The 22,984-nt window shown below is 37.9% G+C and carries 16 protein-coding genes; all 16 read left to right on the plus strand.

Translation table 11 applies throughout. The features are described from left to right. Positions 1-10: 10 nt before the first annotated feature. The 16 genes from BMX79_RS10905 (at position 11) to BMX79_RS10980 (ending at position 22,806) form a co-directional block, all read left to right on the plus strand. A complete protein-coding gene (locus BMX79_RS10905) occupies positions 11-1,390 on the plus strand; it encodes a sugar transferase (protein WP_091482583.1) in 1,380 nt (459 codons plus the stop codon). Positions 1,391-1,429: 39 nt separating this feature from the next. Next, the gene (locus BMX79_RS10910; RefSeq protein ID WP_091482586.1) at positions 1,430-2,188 is read left to right on the plus strand and encodes a glycosyltransferase family 2 protein; all 759 of its coding nucleotides are present in this window, start codon (positions 1,430-1,432) and stop codon (positions 2,186-2,188) included. Positions 2,189-2,210: 22 nt separating this feature from the next. Next, positions 2,211-3,422 (plus strand): hypothetical protein, encoded by a 1,212-nt coding sequence (locus tag BMX79_RS10915; protein WP_091482588.1) that lies wholly within the window; start codon positions 2,211-2,213, stop codon positions 3,420-3,422. Then, positions 3,422-4,324, plus strand: coding sequence for a glycosyltransferase family 2 protein (locus BMX79_RS10920; protein WP_091482590.1), 903 nt, complete (start codon positions 3,422-3,424; stop codon positions 4,322-4,324). Before BMX79_RS10915 ends, BMX79_RS10920 begins: the two co-directional genes overlap by 1 nt. 14 nt (positions 4,325-4,338) lie before the next feature. Beyond that, the gene (locus BMX79_RS10925) at positions 4,339-7,323 is read left to right on the plus strand and encodes an N-acetylmuramoyl-L-alanine amidase family protein (protein WP_091482592.1); all 2,985 of its coding nucleotides are present in this window, start codon (positions 4,339-4,341) and stop codon (positions 7,321-7,323) included. Positions 7,324-7,556: 233 nt separating this feature from the next. Beyond that, complete coding sequence (locus tag BMX79_RS10930) at positions 7,557-10,697, plus strand: SH3 domain-containing protein (protein ID WP_091482594.1); 3,141 nt, start codon at positions 7,557-7,559, stop codon at positions 10,695-10,697. 276 nt (positions 10,698-10,973) lie between these two features. Next, entirely contained in the window at positions 10,974-12,083 is a 1,110-nt protein-coding gene (locus tag BMX79_RS10935) for a hypothetical protein (protein ID WP_091482596.1), read from the plus strand. Between the two features lie 45 nt (positions 12,084-12,128). Beyond that, positions 12,129-13,361: an O-antigen ligase family protein gene (locus BMX79_RS10940; RefSeq protein ID WP_091482598.1), complete on the plus strand. Its 1,233-nt coding sequence runs from the start codon at positions 12,129-12,131 to the stop codon at positions 13,359-13,361. A gap of 28 nt (positions 13,362-13,389) precedes the next feature. After that, the gene (locus BMX79_RS10945) at positions 13,390-14,553 is read left to right on the plus strand and encodes a glycosyltransferase family 4 protein (RefSeq protein ID WP_091482600.1); all 1,164 of its coding nucleotides are present in this window, start codon (positions 13,390-13,392) and stop codon (positions 14,551-14,553) included. A gap of 168 nt (positions 14,554-14,721) precedes the next feature. Continuing rightward, positions 14,722-15,918 (plus strand): CDP-glycerol glycerophosphotransferase family protein, encoded by a 1,197-nt coding sequence (locus tag BMX79_RS10950; RefSeq protein WP_170231041.1) that lies wholly within the window; start codon positions 14,722-14,724, stop codon positions 15,916-15,918. Continuing rightward, positions 15,915-16,649, plus strand: a complete 735-nt coding sequence (locus BMX79_RS10955; RefSeq protein ID WP_091482604.1) for an IspD/TarI family cytidylyltransferase — start codon at positions 15,915-15,917, stop codon at positions 16,647-16,649. Before BMX79_RS10950 ends, BMX79_RS10955 begins: the two co-directional genes overlap by 4 nt. Beyond that, entirely contained in the window at positions 16,646-18,157 is a 1,512-nt protein-coding gene (locus tag BMX79_RS10960; RefSeq protein ID WP_091482606.1) for an FGGY-family carbohydrate kinase, read from the plus strand. Before BMX79_RS10955 ends, BMX79_RS10960 begins: the two co-directional genes overlap by 4 nt. A gap of 237 nt (positions 18,158-18,394) precedes the next feature. Then, positions 18,395-19,318, plus strand: coding sequence for an ATP-grasp fold amidoligase family protein (locus tag BMX79_RS10965; protein ID WP_218025383.1), 924 nt, complete (start codon positions 18,395-18,397; stop codon positions 19,316-19,318). Between the two features lie 82 nt (positions 19,319-19,400). Further along, positions 19,401-20,408, plus strand: coding sequence for an NAD-dependent epimerase (locus tag BMX79_RS10970; RefSeq protein WP_281282349.1), 1,008 nt, complete (start codon positions 19,401-19,403; stop codon positions 20,406-20,408). 153 nt (positions 20,409-20,561) lie between these two features. Further along, positions 20,562-21,542, plus strand: a complete 981-nt coding sequence (locus tag BMX79_RS10975; protein WP_091482611.1) for an LCP family glycopolymer transferase — start codon at positions 20,562-20,564, stop codon at positions 21,540-21,542. Between the two features lie 94 nt (positions 21,543-21,636). Further along, entirely contained in the window at positions 21,637-22,806 is a 1,170-nt protein-coding gene (locus BMX79_RS10980; protein ID WP_091482613.1) for a nucleotide sugar dehydrogenase, read from the plus strand. Positions 22,807-22,984: the final 178 nt, after the last annotated feature.

Consider the following 22,984-nt stretch of genomic DNA (forward strand, 5'->3'; position numbering starts at 1 on the left):
ACAGAGTAACATGTCTCAGACAAAAGGATTCGATAGAACAAAAAAATTAATTATAGGAATAATTGATGTTGTACTATATCATTTTTCAATTATTATTTCCTTTATGATTCGCTACAACATGGATATTCCAAGGAGAAACTACTTGGCCTACGAGAGAGCTAGAATATATATTCTCATTGGCTTCATCCTGTTAAATATCCTTTTTGGGATATATATTTTATATAATAAGAAAATTATGGATTTTATTTATCTGACCATAATCACACAATTCCTTATGGGATTAGTTATTATGGCCATGACTTTTTTTGGAAGATGGTTCGCTTTTCCTAGAACAATAATCTTAATCAGTTTTCTCGTAAGCACCGTAATCTTGATCGCATGGCGGTCGATTGTGTTTAAGATGTACGAGAAAATAGATGGAACTAAAAAAGTAATGGTTGTAGGTTCAGAAGAAGCATGTCTAGCCGCTGTTCGTAACTTCGAAAGTTCAAAAAATAACCGCCACGCAGTTAAATCAGTTGTGATTGATAACTTCTATGATAATATTTCTAAGCATATGGATCAGGTGGACATAGTTTATCTTGCTGATAAAATAGATGAATCTGAAAAAATCGAGATTTACGACCTGCTGATCAGTCAGAACAAGAAACTGTTTTTAAATACTAGTTTTGAAAATCTTGTATTGGTCAATCCTAATATTATGAGTATTGAAGATGAAAGTGTCATTGAAGCATCTGATTTCAGTATTTCACCCGAGGACGATATGATTAAACGTCTGATTGATGTTGTGGCGTCGCTGGCTATGCTGATTCTAGCCTCACCAATTATTGTTGTTACAGCGATCCTTGTAAAAGCAACATCTAAAGGCCCAGTATTTTACAAACAGATTCGTATTACAAAAAACCAGAAAGAATTTGGTATTCTCAAGTTTCGTACAATGAGTGCAACAGCCGAGAAAGACTCGGGTCCAGTACTAGCTGCCGCAAACGATGCCCGGGTAACTAAAATCGGAAAATACCTGCGGGCTCTGAGAATTGATGAACTCCCTCAGTTGTTCAATGTGTTGACTGGCGATATGTCTTTAGTCGGACCTAGACCGGAACGCCCCTTCTTTGTAGAACAGTTCCAGGAACAGAATCGCTACTATTACTTGAGACATAATGTTCGAGCTGGAATTACAGGTTATGCTCAAGTCTATGGTAAATACGCAACAGACTTTAATAGTAAATTGAACTTTGATTTAGTTTATATCAAAAAGTACTCGTTTATTCTGGATGTTAAAATTATGCTCCAGACAATCAAAATATTGTTTGATAAAGTATCTTCTGAAGGGGTATCTGATGAGAAACCGGAAATCAGCATGCCTGATAATATTCTAATATTAAAGTAATAAAAAAATGGAAAGAAAATTTTCAAGTAGGAGAATAAAATGCAAAAAGGTTTAGTCTCAATCATTACACCCGTATACAATGCGGAACGATTTATAGCTGGAACAATAAAATCGATTTCAAAACAATCGTATAAAGACTTTGAACTGTTGCTGATCGATGACCATTCAACTGATAATAGTCTATCTATTATCAGTTCCTTTTCTGAACAGGACAGTAGAATAAAGGTACTACAGACCCCTTCCAATTCCGGGGCTGCAGTAGCTAGAAATATTGGACTGGAAAACGCGTCAGGTCAATATGTTGCTTTTCTTGACAGTGATGATATGTGGAAAGAAACCAAATTGAAAGATCAGATTCAGTTTATGACTGAAAACAACTCCGGCTTTACCTATACAAACTTTGAAATGATCACTGAAACGGACGAATTAATTAAACCACGAGTGACACTTCCAGAATCTCTTGATTATGTCGGTTTGCTGAAAAATACGGCTATTGCCTGTTCGACGGTAGTCATAGATAGACAGGTATTTGGAGATTTTAGGATGCCTGAAGTAAGAAAGGGGCAGGACACTGCTACCTGGTTAATGCTTTTAAGAGAAGGTAATGATGCCCGTTTAGTCGATAAAGTTCTGGGATCTTATCGAATAGTGAAGGGGTCTATTTCAAGTAATAAGGTCGAGGCACTCAGGAGAACATGGAATACGTATCGAAATCTTGAAAAGCTGCCGCTTCATAAAGCTGGTTACTATTTTACCAGCTATGCCTGGAATGCGTTTAAAAGAAGAAAATTAGAGTGAGATAAATAGGGGGCACTTATAGATGCTAACTGAAAGAATACAAGGTGTTAATACCGCTTCAAATCAATGGATCAACAATCTAATTCTAATACTTTTAGCAGTGTCGATTCTAGTGTCTGACTGGATGGTAGGGCTGATAGCTATGAGTGAGATATTCATTGGCCTGATCCTTGTTCTAATTGCTTTTAAAAATTTTGACTATGTTAAATCTTTGAACTACAAATTTATGTCTGCTGTACTTATTTTTTTTATCATTCAGTTTACCTATAATTTATCAGTAGACATGACATTTATTTTCACTAGAGCATTATACAATGTTATAAAAATCTTTTTCTATTTAACTTTTATTAATTTACTCTTCAATTATATCCAACAAAATAAACTAGAGAAACAAGTATTGGTTATGCTAAACGTAACTGCTATTATTGCTCTAATAATTGGTATCTATATTACTGTTTCCATTCTTTTCTTCGATCAGCTGCCTTACGAGTTCATGTGGCATTTTACTCGTTCCGATCTGCACAGCTACCGTTTCAGAGGTCCTGGCTTTATCGTTCGTACTAGAAGTATATTTTCAGAACCAGCCCATTTAGGCTATTTCCTTAATATGGTTATAGGGGTCAATATTTTCAGCAAATTGAAGAAGAGTGTGCCGATTTGGGTAACTCTGACACTTATTGCAGGCGTGATCCTGACATTATCCTACGCTTCCATCGGTGTGCTCGGGCTGATGCTACTAATCAAGGGCCTAACTTTGAAAAATAAGATGGAGATGGTCAGGAATAACTGGATACTCCTGCTTGTTTCTTTGCTCTTTGTGGGGATAGTAATCTTTATTTTTCGTGAAAATCTCTACCAGACGATCATTGTAAGGACCTCTGATATATTAAGTGGTGGAGATAATTCTGCATTTGTTCGAGTGATCAACAGCTGGCTTTATGTTACAAGAGAAACGGTTTTGATGGGAAGAGGATTGGGCCATACTCCTCCTTTACAGAACATATACGCATATTTTCTATCTGACATGGGCATATTTTCATTTCTATTCAGTCTCATATTTACCGCATTTATAGTTAAAAATAATGTAGGTCTTGGACTTACTTTTATTCTTCTTAATTTCCAAAAAGGCGGATACCTGTCACCGATTTTTCCTATTTTAGTGTTAATATTTTTGACATATTCACTAAACTTTAAGACTAAATTATCTTTTAAAAATAGAAAGGAACAGATATAATGATAAGTGTAGTCATACCTACGCACAACAGAAGTGAATTATTAACTAGAGCAGTGGAGAGTGCTTTGAATCAGACCCATAAAGATATCGAAATTATCGTCGTTTCTGACGGGTCCACTGATAATACAGAAGAAGTTATGAAAGCATACCAGCAAAGAGAAAATAATATAAAATTCATTTCCGTTTTCCCTGGTAAAGGTGCCAATAATGCACGCAACGAAGGGATCCGTGCTTCAGAAGGAGAATATATAGCATTTCTCGATGATGATGATGAATGGGCCCCCCATAAGCTGGAATCTCAACTATCAGTTTTTAACTCCGACAGCTCGATCGGTATGGTATACACAGGTATAAACGTCATCTATGTTAAGGAAGATTTAACATATTATTCGTTATCTGGTAAAGGAGGAGATTTATCTAAAGATATTTTATTAAAAAATGTGATTGGTGCCACACCAAGTGTAATGATAAAAAAAGAAATCTTAGATCAATCAGGTTTCTTTGATGTGGATATGCCTGCCAAGCAGGATTATGATTTATGGATCAGAGTATGTCAGTTGACTAATGTGGGTTATGTAGATGAACCGTTAGTGAATTACTACAACTATTCAGGAGAAAAGCAAATATCTTTAAGTACTGAAAAGCATGAACGCGCAATTGAAATGATAGATAAAAAATATAGTTCACTTTTCAAAACACTCACTCCAGAAGAAGTGAAACAGCAGAGATCAAATTATTTCATCAGTATAGCAAACATAGCATTAAGAAATAATAATAAGTCATTAGGTTTTAAATACGGAATGAAAGCACTGCACAAAAAGATCAGTTTAAAAAATCTGGTTTATGTTTTGTCGGTCCCGATCCCTTTTAAGGTATTACTGAAAGTAAAGAATAGAATGTGAAACTGGAGGAAAAAATGAATAAAAGTATACTAAGTAAATTATTGCTAAGCTCTTTAGTATCGACGACTATCGTCTCATCAACAGGTCCTATTATTGCCGCTGGGAGTCAGAACGAGGATACTAAGTTTTTTGAAGATAAAGAAGATTTATTGTTACACGCTTTTGAAAATGTATCAGAAGAATTTATTGAATTGGCTGAACTCATTTTCGCAGGAGAATCTGAAGAGGTCAGTGAAGCTTTCGAACAGGCTTTGATACTTCACTATAACAAAGATTACGCTTTGGCAGTAGAAGCTTATGATACGCTTCTAACCCAAGATTCTTTTCCTGATAAAGCCGTTTCTCTGATCGACTGGCTTGTCATTCTAGCAGAGAACCAGTCAGACTGGACCAACCAGTCTTTCAGATCCCAATCTGAGGAAATTCCAGTATTGACTGATGAGTCAGAAAGTACTGAAGAACTGTATCAAGATGATGTTAACCATGAAGAAAATACATACGATGAAGTTGAAGAAACAGCTGATGTCCAATTGGAAAGATCAGAAGATTTCCCAGAGAGCAAAGAAGTGGATGAAGAGATAGACCGAGTAGATGAAGAGGGTACAGAACAACAGACCATGTACTCTACATCTTCTGAGGTCAGTAATAACAGTGCAGAACAATATGAAGCAGACAGCCTGTACGAAGCTGTCATTGAAGCACCGACCGCAACAGCAGCTTGGAACGCAGCACAGGACTTCAAAGAAGCCTACCCGAATGATTCTCGACTAGCAGAAGCTATGGACAGTGCGGCACAGCGTATATTCGCTATGGGTCAGAGCAGTCAGAACCGTGAACGGTACCCATTAGCTCGTCAGTATTATGACATGTTAATCAATGAGCCGGTAGTGAGTGCGTCTCTAAGAGAAGCTGCATCCGTACATCATGCGGAAACTATTGAAGCAGAAAATGGAAGCCCGGCGGATATCCTGTACGAAGCTGTCATTGAAGCACCGACCGCAACAGCAGCTTGGAACGCAGCTCAAGATTTTAAAGAAGCCTACCCGAACGATTCTCGACTAGCAGAAGCTATGGACAGTGCAGCACAGCGTATCTTTTCAATGGGACAAAGCAGTCAAAACCGTGAACGGTACCCATTAGCTCGTCAGTATTATGACATGTTAATCAATGAGCCGGTAGTGAGTGCGTCCTTAAGAGAAGCTGCATCCTTACATCATGCGGAAACTATTGAAGCAGAAAATGGAAGCCCGGCGGATAGCCTATTTGAAGCAGTGTTAAATGCATCAAGTGCTACTGCAGCTTGGAACGCAGCTCAAGATTTTAAAGAAGCCTATCCGAACGATTCTCGACTAGCAGAAGCTATGGACAGTGCGGCACAGCGTATCTTTTCAATGGGACAAAGCAGTCAGAACAGAGAAAGGTATCCTCAAGCGCGTCAATATTATAATATGTTGATAAATGAATCAGCAGTCAGCAATAATCTGAGAACTCAAGCCTCTACGAAGTACGCTGAGACAATCGAAGCAGAAAATAAAGAAAAGGCTGATGACCTGTATGCTGATGTCATTAATGCATCAACAGCAACGGCAGCCTGGAATGCTGCTCAGGACTTTAAGTCAGCTTTTCCAAATGATTCTCGTTTGCCGGCCGCTATAGATAGTGCAGCTCAGAGAATTCTATCCATGGGAACATCAAATCACCGTAGAGGAAATTTCAATACAGCAAACACATACTATTCTCAGTTGCTAAATGAGCAGAATGTGTCTTCAAGTCTTCGAAGAGAAGTTAACGAGCTGATTCAGTTATCAAGACAAGGAATCAGACTTCGTACAGTAAATGAATACTATATCGATTCTGTCAATGGAGCTACAGCAACCGATGCATGGAATATTGCTGTGGAAGGTTTGAAATACAATCCAGGTAACGCTCGTCTAGTAGATGCTTTGAATATGGCTGCGCAAAGACAATTTAGTATGGGCCAAAGCCAGCATAGAAATGGTAATTACTCTTCTGCACTAACTTACTATAACCGAGTATTCAATCACTCTAGTGTTCGTTCCGATATTAGACAGGTTGTAGGGATATTCCGTACACAAGCTCAACAGAGTAGGCCGCTAATGACCTCCGTTGACTACAGTAGCCAGTCAATTAGAGCAAATACTGCTTCAGCAGCATGGGATATTGCGGTAGAAGGTCTGATTGCCTATCCGCATAATAGTGATATTATTGATGCACTGAATCAGGCTGCAAACCGTAATTTAAGTTTAGGAAGAAGCCAGTTCAGACAAGGAAACTTCGCAAGCGCTCGTACGTATTATAATAGAGTAGCGAATGAACCTGCAGTTTCAGAAGCAATTCGTACACTAGCGGGTGTTTTCCTGCAGCAGCTGACACCAAATTATAAGCACACAGTTTATATCGATGCAGGACACGGAGGAAGAGACCCGGGTGCGAGCTTCGGAGGTGTTAGAGAGAGCGACTTGAACTTAAGTACAGCGCTTCTTTTAAGAACTGAGTTGCAGAAGTTGGGTTACAACGTCGTTATGTCTCGTGAAACTGACGTCTTTATCGAAATGAGCGATAGACCGTTTGAAGCCAACAGCATTTCTGCTGATATCTTTGTAAGTATCCATTACAATTCTATGGGTGGAGCAGGGACAGCAAGAGGTATCGAATCGTTCATTTATCATAGAGTGGCAAGTGGATTTGGTCAGGAAACGAACAGAAATAATTTCCGTACAGAGGATCCTCGTATTGATGAAAGTCTACGACTAGCCGATGCTATGCATGCTAACCTGATCAGTGACACCAATATGAGAGACAGAGGAGTAAAAGGCAATAACTTTAATGTTCTGAGAAATAGTCATATTCCGGCTATGCTCACTGAACTTGCTTTCCTTGATAATGCAGCAGATAGAAGTATAGCAGTTACTAGAGAGTTTCAGTTATCTGCAGCAAGAGCAATGGCAAGAGGAATCGACGCTTATTTTAGTAACTGAATAATTTACCATTAAATAAGTGTGGCATAGACAAAAATCTATTTTGTCTATGCCTTTTTCTATTTTCAATAGAGGTTCCCAATTAACAATTAGTTTAAAAAGTTACAAGATTAACTCGATTTAAAGTTTGTTCACTAATTTGTACTATTTTTAATGTTGCATAATTATAAGCATTCATCTATGATTTTATATGTAATACAAATTGAAATGGATAAACAAAAAGGAGTGTAAGAATGAATAACTGGTCACACAAGAAGAATATAAAAAAGGTTCTGATTGCTTCTATGTTTGCCTCTACTTTATTAGGCGTAGACAGTGCTTTAGCAGAGGAAAAAGAACCCGAAATGTCCCTAAACAATGAGCAGACAAACGATTTAAGCATTGATGAAGTCAAAATTGAATTGTCAGAAGATAAATTGGCTACTATACATACAGCTCTGAACTATCATATTGACGGTGAATTCGAAGATGCTTTATCTATTTATGAGACATTAGTCGAAGAAAACAAGTTGGAAGAGTATTGGTTAGATGTCATAGTACTGTTAAGAAATCTTTCAGAAGAAAAAACTGAGTTGAATCTTGATACTTTATTAGAATTAGATCTAATCGAAGAGGAGTATTTGGAAAGACTTTCCGTTTTGATAAATACACTTGATTTAGAGCTGGAAAGTGTTGATGAAGCTGAGTCAGAAGATGAAGGTACTGAAGAGACTGACGAGACTGAATCAATTGAAAATGATAAAGAACTTGAGTTGATTGTTGACGAATCAGAAGAGGAATCGGATCTTGTTGATGAAGAAGATGACCTTGAACAGGATGTATCTGAAACTGAAGAATCTGATGATAGCGTTGAAGAAGATAGCAATAAAAACGAAGAAGTAGAGGAAGAAGCTGAAGTGCCGGCCGATGACAAAGATAGCCTGTCAAAGATCCAGACTTTCTCCGTAAGTACTTCAAGCACTCGGCCTTCTGCGACGACCCTCTACAATAATTCAATCAATGCAGGAAATGCAACTGAGGCTTGGCAAAATGCAGTAGAACTGAATAGACATTACCCAAATGACTATAGAGTCAGCATTGCTTTTGAATCAGCCAGCAATAGAATTTTTTCATTAGCACAAAGTAATCACCGAAACAGGAATTATAATACAGCTCTAAGGTACTATAACCAGCTGTTGAATCATCCGCATGTTCCAATCCGGATTCAGAATTCATTAAATCGTCTCATAACTATGGCAAACAGCCAGATACGGTTAGGGTTTGCAAGTACATACTATAATGATGTCATTAATGCACCCACTGCGACTGCTGCCTGGATTGCCGCGATGGAGTATAAGAGTCTGTACCCAACAGACGATCGTCTATCTGAAGCAGTCAATTCAGCTGGACAACGTATATTCTCAATGGGAAGAAGTTCTCAAAGATCCAACCGTTTTGAAGATGCACATCACTACTATAGTTTACTAGTAGAGGAAACGCTACTTGATCAGTCATTAATGAACAATGCATTAAGTAATCTGGCAGTTGTCAAAAATGAAATGCAGACTTCAGCTTCAGATTTGTTTGATGCAACTATTAATGCGTCTTCTGCTACAGAGGCATGGAATAATCTGGGGAGATTAATTGCCAGATTCCCTAACCATAATCGTTTAGCTGAAGCAGTAGAACATGCTTCTGCTCGAGTGTATTCTATGGGACGAAGCAATCACCGAGCCGGCCGTCAGAGTAACGCTCAACTATATTATTCATGGTTGCTGGATGAAAGCCGAGTCAGTCAGAATATGAGAAATCTTGTCTCTGCTCATCAGACTCAATTAAACAATGGTTGGGATTTCAGAACACCTGAAGACTACCTCAGAGATACCAACGCAGCATCGACTGCATCGGAAGCATGGGCAGTCGCTACAGAAGGGATTACATTGTTCCCGGATCATATTGATGTTCAGATGGCGCTAAATAATGCTGCAGATCGTATGTATGCGCTTGGACAAAGTAACCATAGAAGAGGGAATTTTAATACTGCTATTACCTACTATAATCAAGTCATTAATCAGGGTGGCGTATTAGCAGGTATCCAGGCCGAAGCTCAGGTATTCAGACGTCAGGCGGAAAACAGACGTGTACTTACTACTGCAAATCAGTTTTATAACCAGTCCACATCCGCGGGGACGGCATCAGAAGCTTGGGATATAGCTAATGAAGGTCTGAGCTATTACCCTAACCACTCCCAAATTACCGAAGCACTGCAGCTAGCTGCTGACAGGGTCATGGCATTAGGTGAGAGCAATCATAAGCGTGGGAGATTTTCAACTGCCACTACTTACTACAATAGACTGTTGAATAATGAAAATATCTCTCAGTCCATGCGCACTAGATTAGAAACTTACAGATATCTTTCTACTAATAATCTTTATCTGACAAATATGATTGTCCGTGAATCAACTTACTCGACATCATTTAATGATGCTGTAAACAGACAAATGGCATTGAATGCAAAACCTCAGGCTTCAAGTAATGGTGGCTGGAGAAACGCTACACGTGAGGAAGTAGTTCGTTATATGGATCCGAACAACTTCTTGCCAAGTGATATGAGTGATATGAACAGCTTGTTCACTACAGCTCGAGTTATCGTGGATGTATTAAATGTCCGTAGTGGTCCTGGAACCGGCCATTCATTGGTAGGAACTGTTACAAGAGGACAGGAATTTACTATTCTAGAAGAGCGAAGCGGATGGTTTAAAATTGGTTTTAATGGTTCCGAGGCGTGGATCTCAGGAAGTTCAAACTTTGTAGATGCCAATAGAGAAATGCTTCAATTCCTTAATTTACAGGGAACAGTGGGAGTTTCTATTGAAAATCTGAACAGAGAACTTCAAGGGACTGGAATTCTTGAAGGTCATGGCGCAGCATTTAGACAGGCAAGTATTGAAGCCAATGTTAACGAAATTTATCTTATTTCACATGCCATACTTGAAACTGGTAGGGGAACATCCAGACTGGCTACTGGTGTACTAGTAGAAGAAGTTAATGGACAGAAAGTTACTCCAAGAATTGTCTATAATATGTTCGGGATAGGTGCTGTGGACCATGCTCCAGTCAGACTCGGAGCAGAAAGAGCATATCAGGAAGGCTGGTTCACACCAGAAGCTTCTATAATTGGAGGAGCCAAATGGATCTCTACACGTTATGTGAACAATGCGACTCACCAGCAGAACACCTTGTATAAAATGAGATGGAACCCGGCATCACCTGGTACACACCAGTACGCTACTGATGTAGGCTGGGCTTCAAAACAGACAAGTATGCTAAGAAGCATCGTCAGCTACTCATTAATGGATAATCTCATTCTGAACTTTGATATTCCAAGGTATTAATCAGATCAATTAATCCCAAGATTCTGAGAACGGAAGTTTAATTTACAATATTAAAAAAGTGTATATCGGGCCATATAGATGACTCTGATGTACACTTTTTTATTCATCTTCACTTAAAAATCGTCACCATGTGAAAAACTGCTCTTCAAAATTTGAGTTAAAACACCCAAGCGTTGTTAAATTGTTGAATTTTATCATAAGTAACTAAAGTATTTATGTTAGAATATCTATAGTTTGTTTTGAGACATGAAAAAATAGATAAAAGGTGGATATTAAATGGAAAACGGATTGGTCCTGAATGATTTTAAGCAGTTTTTAGTATACAAGAGAAAAATAATACTAATAGTTACATTGTTAATTACGCTTGCTATTGTAGGGTTTTCTGTATTTACAGAACTAAGAGCAAGTGATGAAGTAGAAGAAACTACTGAGCCTGTAGAAGAAATTGGAGATTTTACTGACTCGGATATAGAGAATCTTTTATTAGAAGATAGGCAAAATCTATCAAATAATGATATAGCCATGATCAATGATTTCTTATTCGAAGATGCCTATGCTTTTAGAATATATATAGAAAATAGAGACGGAAGTGTTTTTAATCGTTCAAATCTGATGCATGAAATTTTCACTTCTGATCAGGTAATTACTATGCTTGAAAGTCAGGCTGGACATGAATTAGACCTGATAGAGGATTTCTTTGTAACAGTCGATTACAATTCTAACAATGTGATATTTACAATTACCATTGGTACGGGAAATGTAGATGCTAACGCAGCAATTAGCCAGGCGCTATATGATAGTTTGGCTGAAAATGAAATTGAAATTATTAATGAAAAAGTAACGTATTTATTTGAAGAGCCGCAGTCAGTCGATCTTAATGAAGATATTCAAGAAGTAGCAGTAGCAGATAGTCCCTCTGATAATTTACTTGAAACGATTGGTATCAGTGCTATTATTGGAATATTCCTAGGTGCAGGTTTTGGTGTAGTAGCGGCATATGCCCATTCTTTGATTGAGAAAAAAGTCAATCCTCTTTATAATTTCAATCTTAAATCAGGTGATATATTTATAAACTTTTCGGACAAGAAAAAATCTGAAGACTTGATTCAGAATGAAGTATGGCATGCCATTATGCATCCTGTAGATAAGCAGAAACTTGTATTGACGCAGAGTGGCACATTAAGAAATCAGTTAGCACATTTAGCTGATGAAGAAAGTTTATTCTCTGGGTATATCACGAGTGAAGCACATGATGTAAAATCCTCAAAAGAGTTTGATGAAAGTATAATCATTGTTGAAAATGGGAATACAGACAAACAGTGGTACACAGACCAGGTCAATCAGATAAAGGTTTATGGTACACCAACAAAAATAATAAAACTCTAAAAGCAGGAATTAAGGCTAATTTTTATAATACAGAAGGAGTCAAAGATGGAAATCAAGATAGACAAGAAAAATATTCTAAGTGTAATATTTGCGTTATTTGTTTTTATCTCAATAAATCTACCCAGCGTGAAAATTCTTTATTCTTCTGAGATTGTAAATATTGTAGCTTTATCTGGCCTAATGACAGTAGGACTAATTAGATGGATCATTTCCAACGAGCCGATGTTTCAAATAGATGAACGACAATTGAAAGTGATTTTTAATTTTATTTTACTCTGGCAGATTATGTTTGCAGTAACATGGTTGATTAGACCTCTTAATTTTGATACGATCGATTTGCTGCAGTATATTTCAGTAGGACTTTTCACTTTAAGTATATTCATTTTTTTGAGAAGAGAAGATTTAAAGTACATTATTTTTTTTCAAGTATCTTGGGGCACGGGTATTGGATTTCTGGAATGGACCACAGGGATACCTAAAAGCAGAGCACTCGGTCAGACTTACTTAACTACTGGAGTAGCAATAGCTGCAACCATTGTAGTGGTTATCGGGCTTCTTTTTTCAAAAGAAGTCAGCAAGTATTTAAAGGCAGTATTGGTTCCAGTAGTGTTGGTTTTATATGCCGGGGTGACTTCTTTAAGTGGGCGAGCACCCATTCTACTATCGCTTGTTGTCCCTGTAGTTGTTTATCTTATTTCGATTATCTTTGAAAAGGACATAAGAAAGAAATTCAGTGCGCTATTACTTTTTATTACAATTTTGACAGTGGGACTTATAATGCTATATAACGTGCTTCCAACAAGTACCGTCAACAGGATAATGAGAGCATTCCTGACGATTCAGGAAGAACCTAGATATGAATTATACCAAAGTGCTGCCAATGTGGTTCTTGAAAATCCTCTTGGAATTGGACTTAGAGGGTATCAGAGTTTTGACTTCGGATATCCCCATAACATATTTTTAGAGATTACTATGTCAGGTGGTTTAATGGCTTTAATTCCGTTTATCAGTGTAGTGATTTATTTGCTTCGTACGGCTATAAATGTCACGCGTGAAAAATCTCTTAATCTCGTCTGGTTAAATTTGTCTTTTTATTTTCTTTTGACTTGGAATATATCATTTGAGTTATCAAACTCCTATATGGTATTTATCCCCTTAGCGCTATTAATTAAAAGTGAATCATTAAGGCAGCTGATCCCTGATAATAACAAAGCGTATCCTTACGATAGCTACAGAAGAATGTTAAGCAATAACAATTATCTAGAGAGCGGTCTTTAATAATGTACTGCACCTTAAAGGAGAACCTATGACTAAAACAATCGTTTTGATCTCATTAAAATATCCTCCTGTCTATTCAGGGTACGGGAGACAACTTAAATCGGTAGTCAATGCATTCGACTATTCAGATAGTAAGTATAAATTTGTGTTACTCACTGCATATGATGCATCACAGATAGAAACCAACGAGAATCTCGAAGTAGTGAGTTTTGGGATTGATCCGTCATATGGATCCTCCAGATTGACGTATACCTTTGCCTGGAAAATATTCCTGTGGTTACATAGAAATGCCCGAAGGTATGCTCTTATCCACTGTATCAAGGCTGGTCCCGAGGCGATTTCTGCCAATGTGATCGGTAAACTTAAAAAGAAGCCAGTAATTATTAAAGTGGCACAGGATGAGTTAAGTGATAAGGAACTCAGCACCAAAAACCCAGTTGCAAAAGCAGTTAAGCTAATGAGACATGCTTTGATCAAATCCGCAAATGTGTTTATAGCGATCAGTGCTGAAATCAGAGATAATTTGTCTAGACGGGTGGCTTCAAATTCTGAAATTGCTACTATCCCTAACGGAGTGGATACTGAAAAATTCAAACCTGTCACTTATGATAGAAAAAAAGACTTGCGACAGGAACTTTCTATTCCTCAGGATGAGACAGTGGTTCTTTTTGTAGGAGCCATTAATCGAAGAAAAGGCGTGCACGATCTTCTGGAAGCTGCCGATACATTGAGTAATGAGACTAAGGCTAGAATAATCTTGTGTGGTCCCCAGCTCGAGGATATTGATTTCGAGAGAAAGCAGAAGGATATCAATAGAACGCATAAAAACATCACTATTGATTATAGAGGCAGTGTAGACAATATAGAAGACTATATGAGAGCTTCAGACCTGTTTGTGCTGCCGTCATATTCAGAAGGCTTACCAAATGTAGTGCTCGAAGCAGGGGCAACAGGGCTTCCACTTATCGGAACAGATATTGGGGGAACGCGAGATATTATCAGTCAAGGTGATAATGGCTATATTGTTGAGTTGGGGAATCCTGCTGATTTATCTCAAGCTATGAGACAACTTATTGATGATGAGTCAATCAGAAGTCGTATGGCAATCAATTCTAGAGAGGCGATATTAAAAAGGTTCTCTCTTAAAGATGTATCTGCTAAATACAAAAAGTTATACGATGCACTGATTTAATTAATAAAAATAGATAACTGTAGAAAATATTGAAAGTGTAAAGATTTGGGAACTTACCATAGGTAGTTCGCGGTCTTTACACTTTTTGTTTTAAGTGTTTAGAGATTTAATATATAATGAATTTACAATTCCTTTACAATAGACTATATAAAAAGAATGAGTGATAAAATGAATCTAATAAGACACGTAAAGCATACGATTTTTTACACATATATGTATCTCTGTAACAAGATATTTCCTCTCAAGAAAAAAGTTGTGTTTTCCAGTTTTAATGGAAAGACATACTCTGACAATCCAAAAGTTATAACTGAGGCACTGCATCAGATCGATCCGGATACTTCCATAGTCTGGATATTTAAAGATCCGGAAGGTAAAAAGATTGATTTACCTGCCTACATAAAGACTGTTAAATCTCACTCGCTAAAAGCATTGTACGAACTTGCTACAGCTGCAGTCTGGGTGGATAACTTTGAAAAACCTGTCTATCTTTATAAGAGCCGGAACCAGAAGTATATTCAGACGTATCATGGAGACAGGGCATTTAAGAAAATCCTCTATGATGTGAGGACGCTTCTTCCAAACGGACACTATAAAGAAGGCGACTTATTTGAAGAAAAGAATCTTGACCTAGCTTTGTCTGGGTCAGATTACGGAGACAGGCATTACCGTTCTGCGTTCAATTATAAAGGGGAAATTTTAAAAAAAGGCTGCCCGAGAAATGATCGACTGATTAATAGAGATCTTAATAGGGAACAGAAAATTAAAGAAAGATTATCTCTCGATGAAGAAACAGGTGTAGTCTTATATGCTCCTACCTTAAGGAAAAGTGCAGTAAAAAGTAATGGAGCTCAATCGGTTACGGACATTGATTTGGAACAAGTAGTTTCCACATTGGAAGAGAGTACTCATCGGAAGTGGGTGCTACTTATTCGAGCGCATTCTGCAGTTGGTAAACTTGGAGGCATACCAGAATCAGTCCAGTATATTGATGTCAGTGGGTACGAAGATATGAACGATCTCCTGTCTATCTCAGATATTTTAATTACTGATTATTCCTCAAGTGCAGGGGACTTTGCCTTACTTAATAGACTGATTATTCTGTATCAGAATGATCGTAAAGACTATATGGAGAAGGATAGGGCACTGTATTTTAAAATGGAAGACTCTCCATATCTTGTGGCTGAGAATCAGAAAGAGTTAACTGAGTTGTTGTCCAATTATGAACAGATAGATACTGAACAAAACTGCAAAGAAATATTAGAATTTTATGGATGCAAAGAAACAGGTAAAGCGGCTCAGTTTACAGTGGAATATATAATGAGTCATTTGAGAACAAGTAATTTGAACAGAGGAGAAGCAGAATGAATATAGCAGTTGTATTAGCAGGCGGAGTCGGTAGACGTATGGGAGCAGAAATTCCAAAACAGTTTATCGAGGTAAACAACAAACCAGTAATAGTTTATACTCTTGAGAAATTTGAAAATCATCCAGAGATAGATGCCATTGAAGTAGTTTGTGTTGAAGATTATATAGATCAGATGTGGCTATACGCAGAAAAGTATAATATTACAAAATTAAAATGGGTGACCGCTGGAGGAGAAACAGCGCAGGAATCTACTCGTAATGGTTTATATAATCTCGATGGAGAATGCAGCGATGATGATAATATCATGTTTCATATGAGCGTCAGTCCACTGATTGACGAAGAGATCATCAGTGATTCGCTGAGGATATGTAATCAATATGGTAATGCTGTTGCAGCTAATGAGAGCATATTCAATTTATGTAAACTGAAAGAAGGCTACTATTCCGATGAGTATTATTCGAAAAAAGATTTGGTCACGTTGAATATGCCATGGACTATTAAATTTGATAATGGAATAAAAGCCTATAGAAAAGCATATGAAGAGAATATCGCTACCGACGAGAATGCTTATCTTGTGTCTCTCTTGTATGAATTAGGGGAACGTATTTACTTTTCAAAGGATTCTCAAAAGAACAAACTGAAGTTGACGACTTTTGATGATGTCGACATGTTCGAAGGGTATTTAATGCTGATGGAAAAGAGAAAACGTGAAACGGAGGAAACTATATGAAATATGTAGTAGGAATAGATGAAGGAACGACTGGCTGTAAAACGTGTGTATTCGATCAGAACGGTACGCTTATATCAACAAGCGCCGGAGAGTATCCCAGCTATTATCCCAAACCTGGGTATGTCGAGCAGGATATCAGGGAAATTAGACAGAGAGTATTTGATTCATGCAGAGATGCTATAAGTAAAGCTAAAATTGATCCAGCAGACATTGTTGGTGTGAGTCATTCCAATCAGGGAATCACAATGGTGCTACTTGATGAAAACGAAAATGTAATTAGGAACAGAACGATTGGCTGGCAGGATACGAGACACACCGAAATACTCGATGAGATGAAAACAACAATAGATAATGACAGGTATTTCGAATTAAGCGGCATGTCTTTCGGGGCTTATAATATTGCCGTTTTAAACTGGCTGCAGAAGAATGAACCGGAAACGTGGAGTAAGGTGCATAGAATTTGTTCGCATCAGGATTATTTTTTAAGAGAATTAGGCGCAGACGGCTACTACATCGATGAAGGATCTGCAAACTTCATGAGCATGCTTGGTGTAGAAGACAATGAGTGGAATGATGAACTGATGGCTGTCTATAATGTGAATAAAGAACAGCTGCCTGAGGTCATTCACGAACCAGGAAAAGTAGTAGGACATGTAACGGAAAAAGTTTCACTGGAGACAGGGCTACCAGTAGGCTGCGCAGTATCACTTGGAGGACTGGACACGAACTGCTCGGCACTCGCCGCAGGTGCAGTTGAAGCAGGAACCGATGTGTTGATTGTGGGAACCGCTGGTGTGTCAATCATGATCAGTGATGAGAAAGTACTGGATCCGGACAAACGTGTGACTCTTAGAAGTAATCCTGGATTTGACAGTTACCAGTTGTACTTAATGACAAACACTGCCGCTTCTTCATTCCGCTGGTTCAGAGATGCACTATGTTCGCTTGAAGTAGCGACGAGTAATCTGATGGGATCCGATCCGTATGATCTGATGACCAGCATTGCCAGTAACTCAAAACCTGGGGCGAACGGAGTTACAGCGTTAACGTGCCTGCAGGGATCACACGGCCGGAGAAAAAACGAGAAAGCAAGAGGAACATTTTTAGGAATCGATCTAGGTACATCTAAGGCTGATATTGCTCAGGCCATACTTGAAGGAATTACTTTTGAAATGAAAGATATTCTTTCCATGAAGGAGAACATTGCTTCTGAAATAAAAAATGTCAGACTATGTGGTGGCGTTGCTAAGAGCGAATGGTGGTGCCAGATGTTTGCAGATGTGCTGGATAAACCTATCCAATTAACTGAAGTTCCTGAACTGGGAAGCTTAGGTGCAGCGATGTGTGCAGGGATTGGTGCTGGATTATTCAGTTCACCGGAGGAAGCAGTAGATAAGTGTGTAACCATAAGTAAAACATTTTATCCAGATGAAGAAAAAGTAGCCATATACAGTAAATCTTTCGATAAATGGAACAGAGCATATGATCGTCTGATCGACTTTTATTAATGTATAGGGTAGATTGAGAGGGTCTGACTTAATTTCGACAATAAATAGCTCTATATTTGTGTTAAAATGATATAGAATTGAAAAATGAAGGTATATTGATTAGCAAGTATAACGTGGTTATAATACAACATAGCGTCACTGCTTAAGTGATAAGTGGTGACGCTTTTGTATGCGATAGTAATTGAAGATCTTAGCTATATACATAATAACTGAATCTATTTTAAAGGATGACCTGAAGTGTTAAAAAAAATGACTAAAGCTTTCACCAACCCCGGCCTGGTACTAGTAACTATTCTAAATTTTCGATTATTCAGGCTTTTACCGGATGAGTTATTTATCAAGATCAAACATTATATAAAAACGCAGGAGAAACTCAATCTAGCTGAACCAACGACCTTTAATGAAAAACTGCAGTGGCTTAAATTGCATGACAGAAATCCTAACTATACTACACTTGTGGACAAAGTAGCAGTGAGAGAAGTCATCAGCGATGAAATTGGTCAGCACTACTTGATCCCATCTCTGGGTGTTTACAACAGCTTCGAGGATATTAATTTTGAACAGCTTCCGAATCAATTTGTGCTGAAAGCCAACCATACCTCAGGAGATGTGTTCGTCTGTAAAGATAAAAGTTCAATTAACTATGAAAAACTAAAGCAGGAAATTGAACAGTGGATGAAAAGGAATTATTATTGGGACCATAGAGAATGGCCATATAAGAATATTAAACCCAAAATACTCTGTGAAAAATATATGGTGGATGAATCCGAATCTGAGCTCAAGGATTATAAGATATTGTGTTTTAATGGAGAACCTAAACTCATTCAGGTAATGAGCAATCGTAGAAGAGGGTATTATAACATCAACCATTATGACATCAATTGGCAGCCTGTAAGTATTAAAAGGAAAAAGTTCGATGAAAATCCTGAAGGTATTCCTAAACCTGTCAAGTTGCATGAGATGGTCGACATAAGCAGAAAACTGAGTAAAGGCATGCCTTTTGCAAGAATCGACCTGTACAATACTGGTAGTCAGGTATTCTTCGGAGAAATCACTTTCTATCCAGTGAGTGGCTACATGGATTTCGCCCATAAGGAGACAAATCTCTTATTAGGAAGCTGGATTGATCTTGATCGGGCTTACAGTAAAAAAGTATCATAGTGAAATAAAAATTATTAAAAACTGATTCAAAAAGAAAATAATTGATGCAATAAAATTATCAATATGAAAGAGTGGGATAAAATTGAAGATTCTAGTAACAGGTGCTGCAGGATTCGTCGGCTATCACTTATCCAACAAATTAATGAAATCAGACATAGAAGTTATAGGTCTGGACAATATCAATGACTATTATGATCCTCAACTGAAGCATGACCGATTGACACACTTAAAAGAAAATGACTTATTTACTTTCTATAAAATCGATTTAAAAGATAAACATGATGTCGATGCTTTGTTTGAAAATGAAAAACCGACTCATGTCATTCATCTGGCAGCTCAGGCAGGAGTCAGGTACTCGATAGAAAATCCTTATGCATACGTAGACAGCAATCTGACAGGCTTTATGAATATTCTTGAGGCTTGCCGGCATAATCCAGTCGAACATCTGCTATACGCGTCGTCTAGTTCTGTCTATGGTGGAAATAAAGTTGCGCCGTTTTCTACAAATCATAATGTTGATCATCCTGTTTCACTATATGCGGCGACTAAAAAATCCAACGAGCTGATGGCTCATACTTACAGCCACTTATACGGTATTCCCACTACAGGTCTGCGTTTCTTCACTGTTTATGGCCCGTTTGGACGACCTGATATGGCTTACTTCTCATTTACAAAAGCAATTTTAGCAGGAGAATCCATTAAAGTATTCAACCATGGTGAGATGGAACGAGACTTCACTTACATTGATGACATCGTTGAAGGCATCGAAAAATTGGTGGACCGAGCACCGAAGGCTAACCCAGAGTGGGACGAAAGCACAGACGAAGTGAGTGAAAGTTTTGCTCCTTACAAAATTTATAATATAGGGAACAATAATCCAGTTAAGCTCATGCGTTTCATTAAGGCTCTAGAGTCTGCCCTAGGAATGGAAGCAGAAAAAGAGTACATGGAGATGCAGCCGGGAGATGTTAAGCGGACTTATGCTGACATGACGGACCTGGAAGAAGATATCAACTTCAAACCATCCACTTCAATTGAAGACGGATTGGAAAAGTTCGTCTCTTGGTATAGAGAGTATTATACAATATAAAGGTTTTACTTTTAAAAGATGTTTGAGAGTTCAACATTTATACAAATAGATAAACAAACATTAAATCGTCATAATTTCCTTATTGTCTCCTAGTAATTTATTGATACAATAAGGGTGAATAAATCAATTTACGAACGAGAGAGTAGGACAATTATGAGTAAGCGAACAAGAGTAAGCAAACATCGTCAGAAGAGAAAAAAAGCTTCTGTAGGGAAAATAGTTTTTTCAATTTTCTTTCTTCTTTTTTCTGTCATAGGAGCTATTGGCGCATTTTTTGCCTGGCAGGTATATACTGATTTAAGAAGTACAACAGATGATATGTATGAAGAAGTGGAAGCTCAGGAGCAGCACACAAGTCGACAGGAAAAACCTCTGGATGTCGATAAAGGAGAAGATCCTTTCTCCGTTCTAATCATGGGTGTGGATACTGAAGGTCCGGATAATATGGCTGGTCGTTCAGATACATTAATGCTACTGACTGTTAATCCGAACACTCAGCGAACGAGCATTGTAAGTATACCTCGAGATACCTATACGGAAATCGTAGGTCATGGCACAACAGACAAAATCAACCATGCCTATGCGTTTGGTGGAACCAGTATGACTGTTAATAGTGTACAGAATTTATTCGATGTCCCCGTTGATTACTATGTGTCAGTCAATATGGAAAGCATGCAGCAGATTGTTGATGCGGTAGGTGGGATAAATGTGGTGCCTCCACTTTCATTCACTCAAGGAGAATATGCTTTCGTAGAAGGCCAAGCGACGCATATGGATGGGGCTAAAGCTCTGGCCTATTCAAGAATGAGACATAATGATCCTTCTGGAGACTACGGCAGACAGCATCGTCAAAGGCAGATAATAGAAGGAACCATGCAAAGTGTTGCTTCTTTAGACTCAGTCATGAACTATCGTTCTATCTTAGGAGCAATGAGCTCGAATATGCGTACAAATATGGCCTTTGAAGACATGATGGATATGTTCAATAACTATCGCTCTTCAGTGTCAGACGTGGAGCAAATCCAGCTTTCAGGTAGTGGGACAATGATGAATGGTGTATATTACGAAATGATTCCAGATGAAGAAATTGCTCGTGTACAAAGTCATTTGAAATCTGAACTAGAAATAAATTAGTTATACAAATATACGGATTACTAATACCCTGTTGTAGAAAATTTCACAACAGGGTATTATAGTATAGGATAGATATAATGAAAGGATGAAAAAAATGAACATAACCGTAGTAGGTATGGGGTACGTTGGTCTGTCCAATGCGATCCTTCTTGCTCAAAATAACTCTGTAAAAGCTCTTGAAGTTATTCAAGAGAAGGTCGAAATGATTAATAACAAGAAGTCTCCAATTGTTGATAAGGAGATATCTGAGTATTTGGCCAACAAGAACCTCGATCTTCAAGCAACAACTGATAAAACTGTAGCTTATGGCGATCATCCAGAGTATGTCGTGATTGCTGCACCAACAAATTATGATGACAAAACTAACTATTTTGACACCTCTTTAGTGGAAGAGGTAATCTCAGATGTTTTAGAATATGCACCGAATGCAACGATGATCATCAAGTCTACTATTCCGGTAGGCTATACACTAGAATTGAGAAACAAATTCAAAACTGACAATATTATCTTCTCTCCCGAGTTTCTAAGAGAAGGCAATGCACTATATGACAATCTTTATCCTAGTCGAATCATTATAGGAGAAGAATCTGAGCGTGCTCAGACATTTGCTGATTTGCTGGTTGAAGGTGCACTTAAGGAAGACATTTCAGTTCTACTGATGAAATCGACAGAAGCAGAAGCGGTTAAACTTTTCGCGAACACTTACCTGGCATTACGTGTCGCATATTTTAATGAACTGGATACTTATGCTGAAGTCCATAATCTGGATACGCAGTCCATTATTGATGGCGTATCACTGGATCCTCGTATCGGAGATCACTACAACAACCCATCTTTCGGGTACGGAGGATATTGTCTGCCAAAAGATACGAAACAGCTTCTGGCTAACTACGATCAGGTTCCAAATAACCTAATTGCTGCCATCGTTGACGCCAACCGAACTCGTAAAGACTTTATCTCTGATCAGGTTATAGCAAGAAATCCTAAAAAAGTAGGTATTTATCGTTTGGTTATGAAATCTGGGTCAGACAACTTCCGTCAAAGCGCTATCCAGGGAATTATGAAGCGTATCAAGGCAAAAGGGATCGAAGTCGTTGTATATGAACCGGTATTAACCGATGACACGTTCTTCAGATCAAAAGTTAATAATGATCTGGAATCATTTAAAAATGAAGTAGATGTCATCGTGGCGAACAGAATTACTGAAGATATAGAAGATGTTAAAGAGAAAGTATACACTAGAGATTTGTACAACAATAATTAATTAGACATGCACTGGTTGGATAGGACTGAATCCTTTCGGTCAATCCGACTAGTGCATTTTATATTATAAAAATTTAAGTCGATTTGAATAGAAGACAGGTCATCTATTTGCATTAAGTGTCAGGATCTGTAGTTTTAGATAATTAACACTTGAAATGTGTCAATTTTATGAATTAACT

The organism is Alkalibacterium pelagium, assembly GCF_900109325.1.
GTDB classification, from domain to species: Bacteria; Bacillota; Bacilli; order Lactobacillales; family Carnobacteriaceae_A; genus Alkalibacterium; species Alkalibacterium pelagium.

What these genes read in the sequence shown, in the direction of transcription:
- BMX79_RS10905 (WP_091482583.1), top strand. Translation starts at nt 11, where the DNA reads ATGTCTCAGACAAAAGGATTCGATAGAACAAAAAAATTAATTATAGGA.
- BMX79_RS10910 (WP_091482586.1), top strand. Translation starts at nt 1,430, where the DNA reads ATGCAAAAAGGTTTAGTCTCAATCATTACACCCGTATACAATGCGGAA.
- BMX79_RS10915 (WP_091482588.1), top strand. Translation starts at nt 2,211, where the DNA reads ATGCTAACTGAAAGAATACAAGGTGTTAATACCGCTTCAAATCAATGG.
- BMX79_RS10920 (WP_091482590.1), top strand. Translation starts at nt 3,422, where the DNA reads ATGATAAGTGTAGTCATACCTACGCACAACAGAAGTGAATTATTAACT.
- BMX79_RS10925 (WP_091482592.1), top strand. Translation starts at nt 4,339, where the DNA reads ATGAATAAAAGTATACTAAGTAAATTATTGCTAAGCTCTTTAGTATCG.
- BMX79_RS10930 (WP_091482594.1), top strand. Translation starts at nt 7,557, where the DNA reads ATGAATAACTGGTCACACAAGAAGAATATAAAAAAGGTTCTGATTGCT.
- BMX79_RS10935 (WP_091482596.1), top strand. Translation starts at nt 10,974, where the DNA reads ATGGAAAACGGATTGGTCCTGAATGATTTTAAGCAGTTTTTAGTATAC.
- BMX79_RS10940 (WP_091482598.1), top strand. Translation starts at nt 12,129, where the DNA reads ATGGAAATCAAGATAGACAAGAAAAATATTCTAAGTGTAATATTTGCG.
- BMX79_RS10945 (WP_091482600.1), top strand. Translation starts at nt 13,390, where the DNA reads ATGACTAAAACAATCGTTTTGATCTCATTAAAATATCCTCCTGTCTAT.
- BMX79_RS10950 (WP_170231041.1), top strand. Translation starts at nt 14,722, where the DNA reads ATGAATCTAATAAGACACGTAAAGCATACGATTTTTTACACATATATG.
- BMX79_RS10955 (WP_091482604.1), top strand. Translation starts at nt 15,915, where the DNA reads ATGAATATAGCAGTTGTATTAGCAGGCGGAGTCGGTAGACGTATGGGA.
- BMX79_RS10960 (WP_091482606.1), top strand. Translation starts at nt 16,646, where the DNA reads ATGAAATATGTAGTAGGAATAGATGAAGGAACGACTGGCTGTAAAACG.
- BMX79_RS10975 (WP_091482611.1), top strand. Translation starts at nt 20,562, where the DNA reads ATGAGTAAGCGAACAAGAGTAAGCAAACATCGTCAGAAGAGAAAAAAA.
- BMX79_RS10980 (WP_091482613.1), top strand. Translation starts at nt 21,637, where the DNA reads ATGAACATAACCGTAGTAGGTATGGGGTACGTTGGTCTGTCCAATGCG.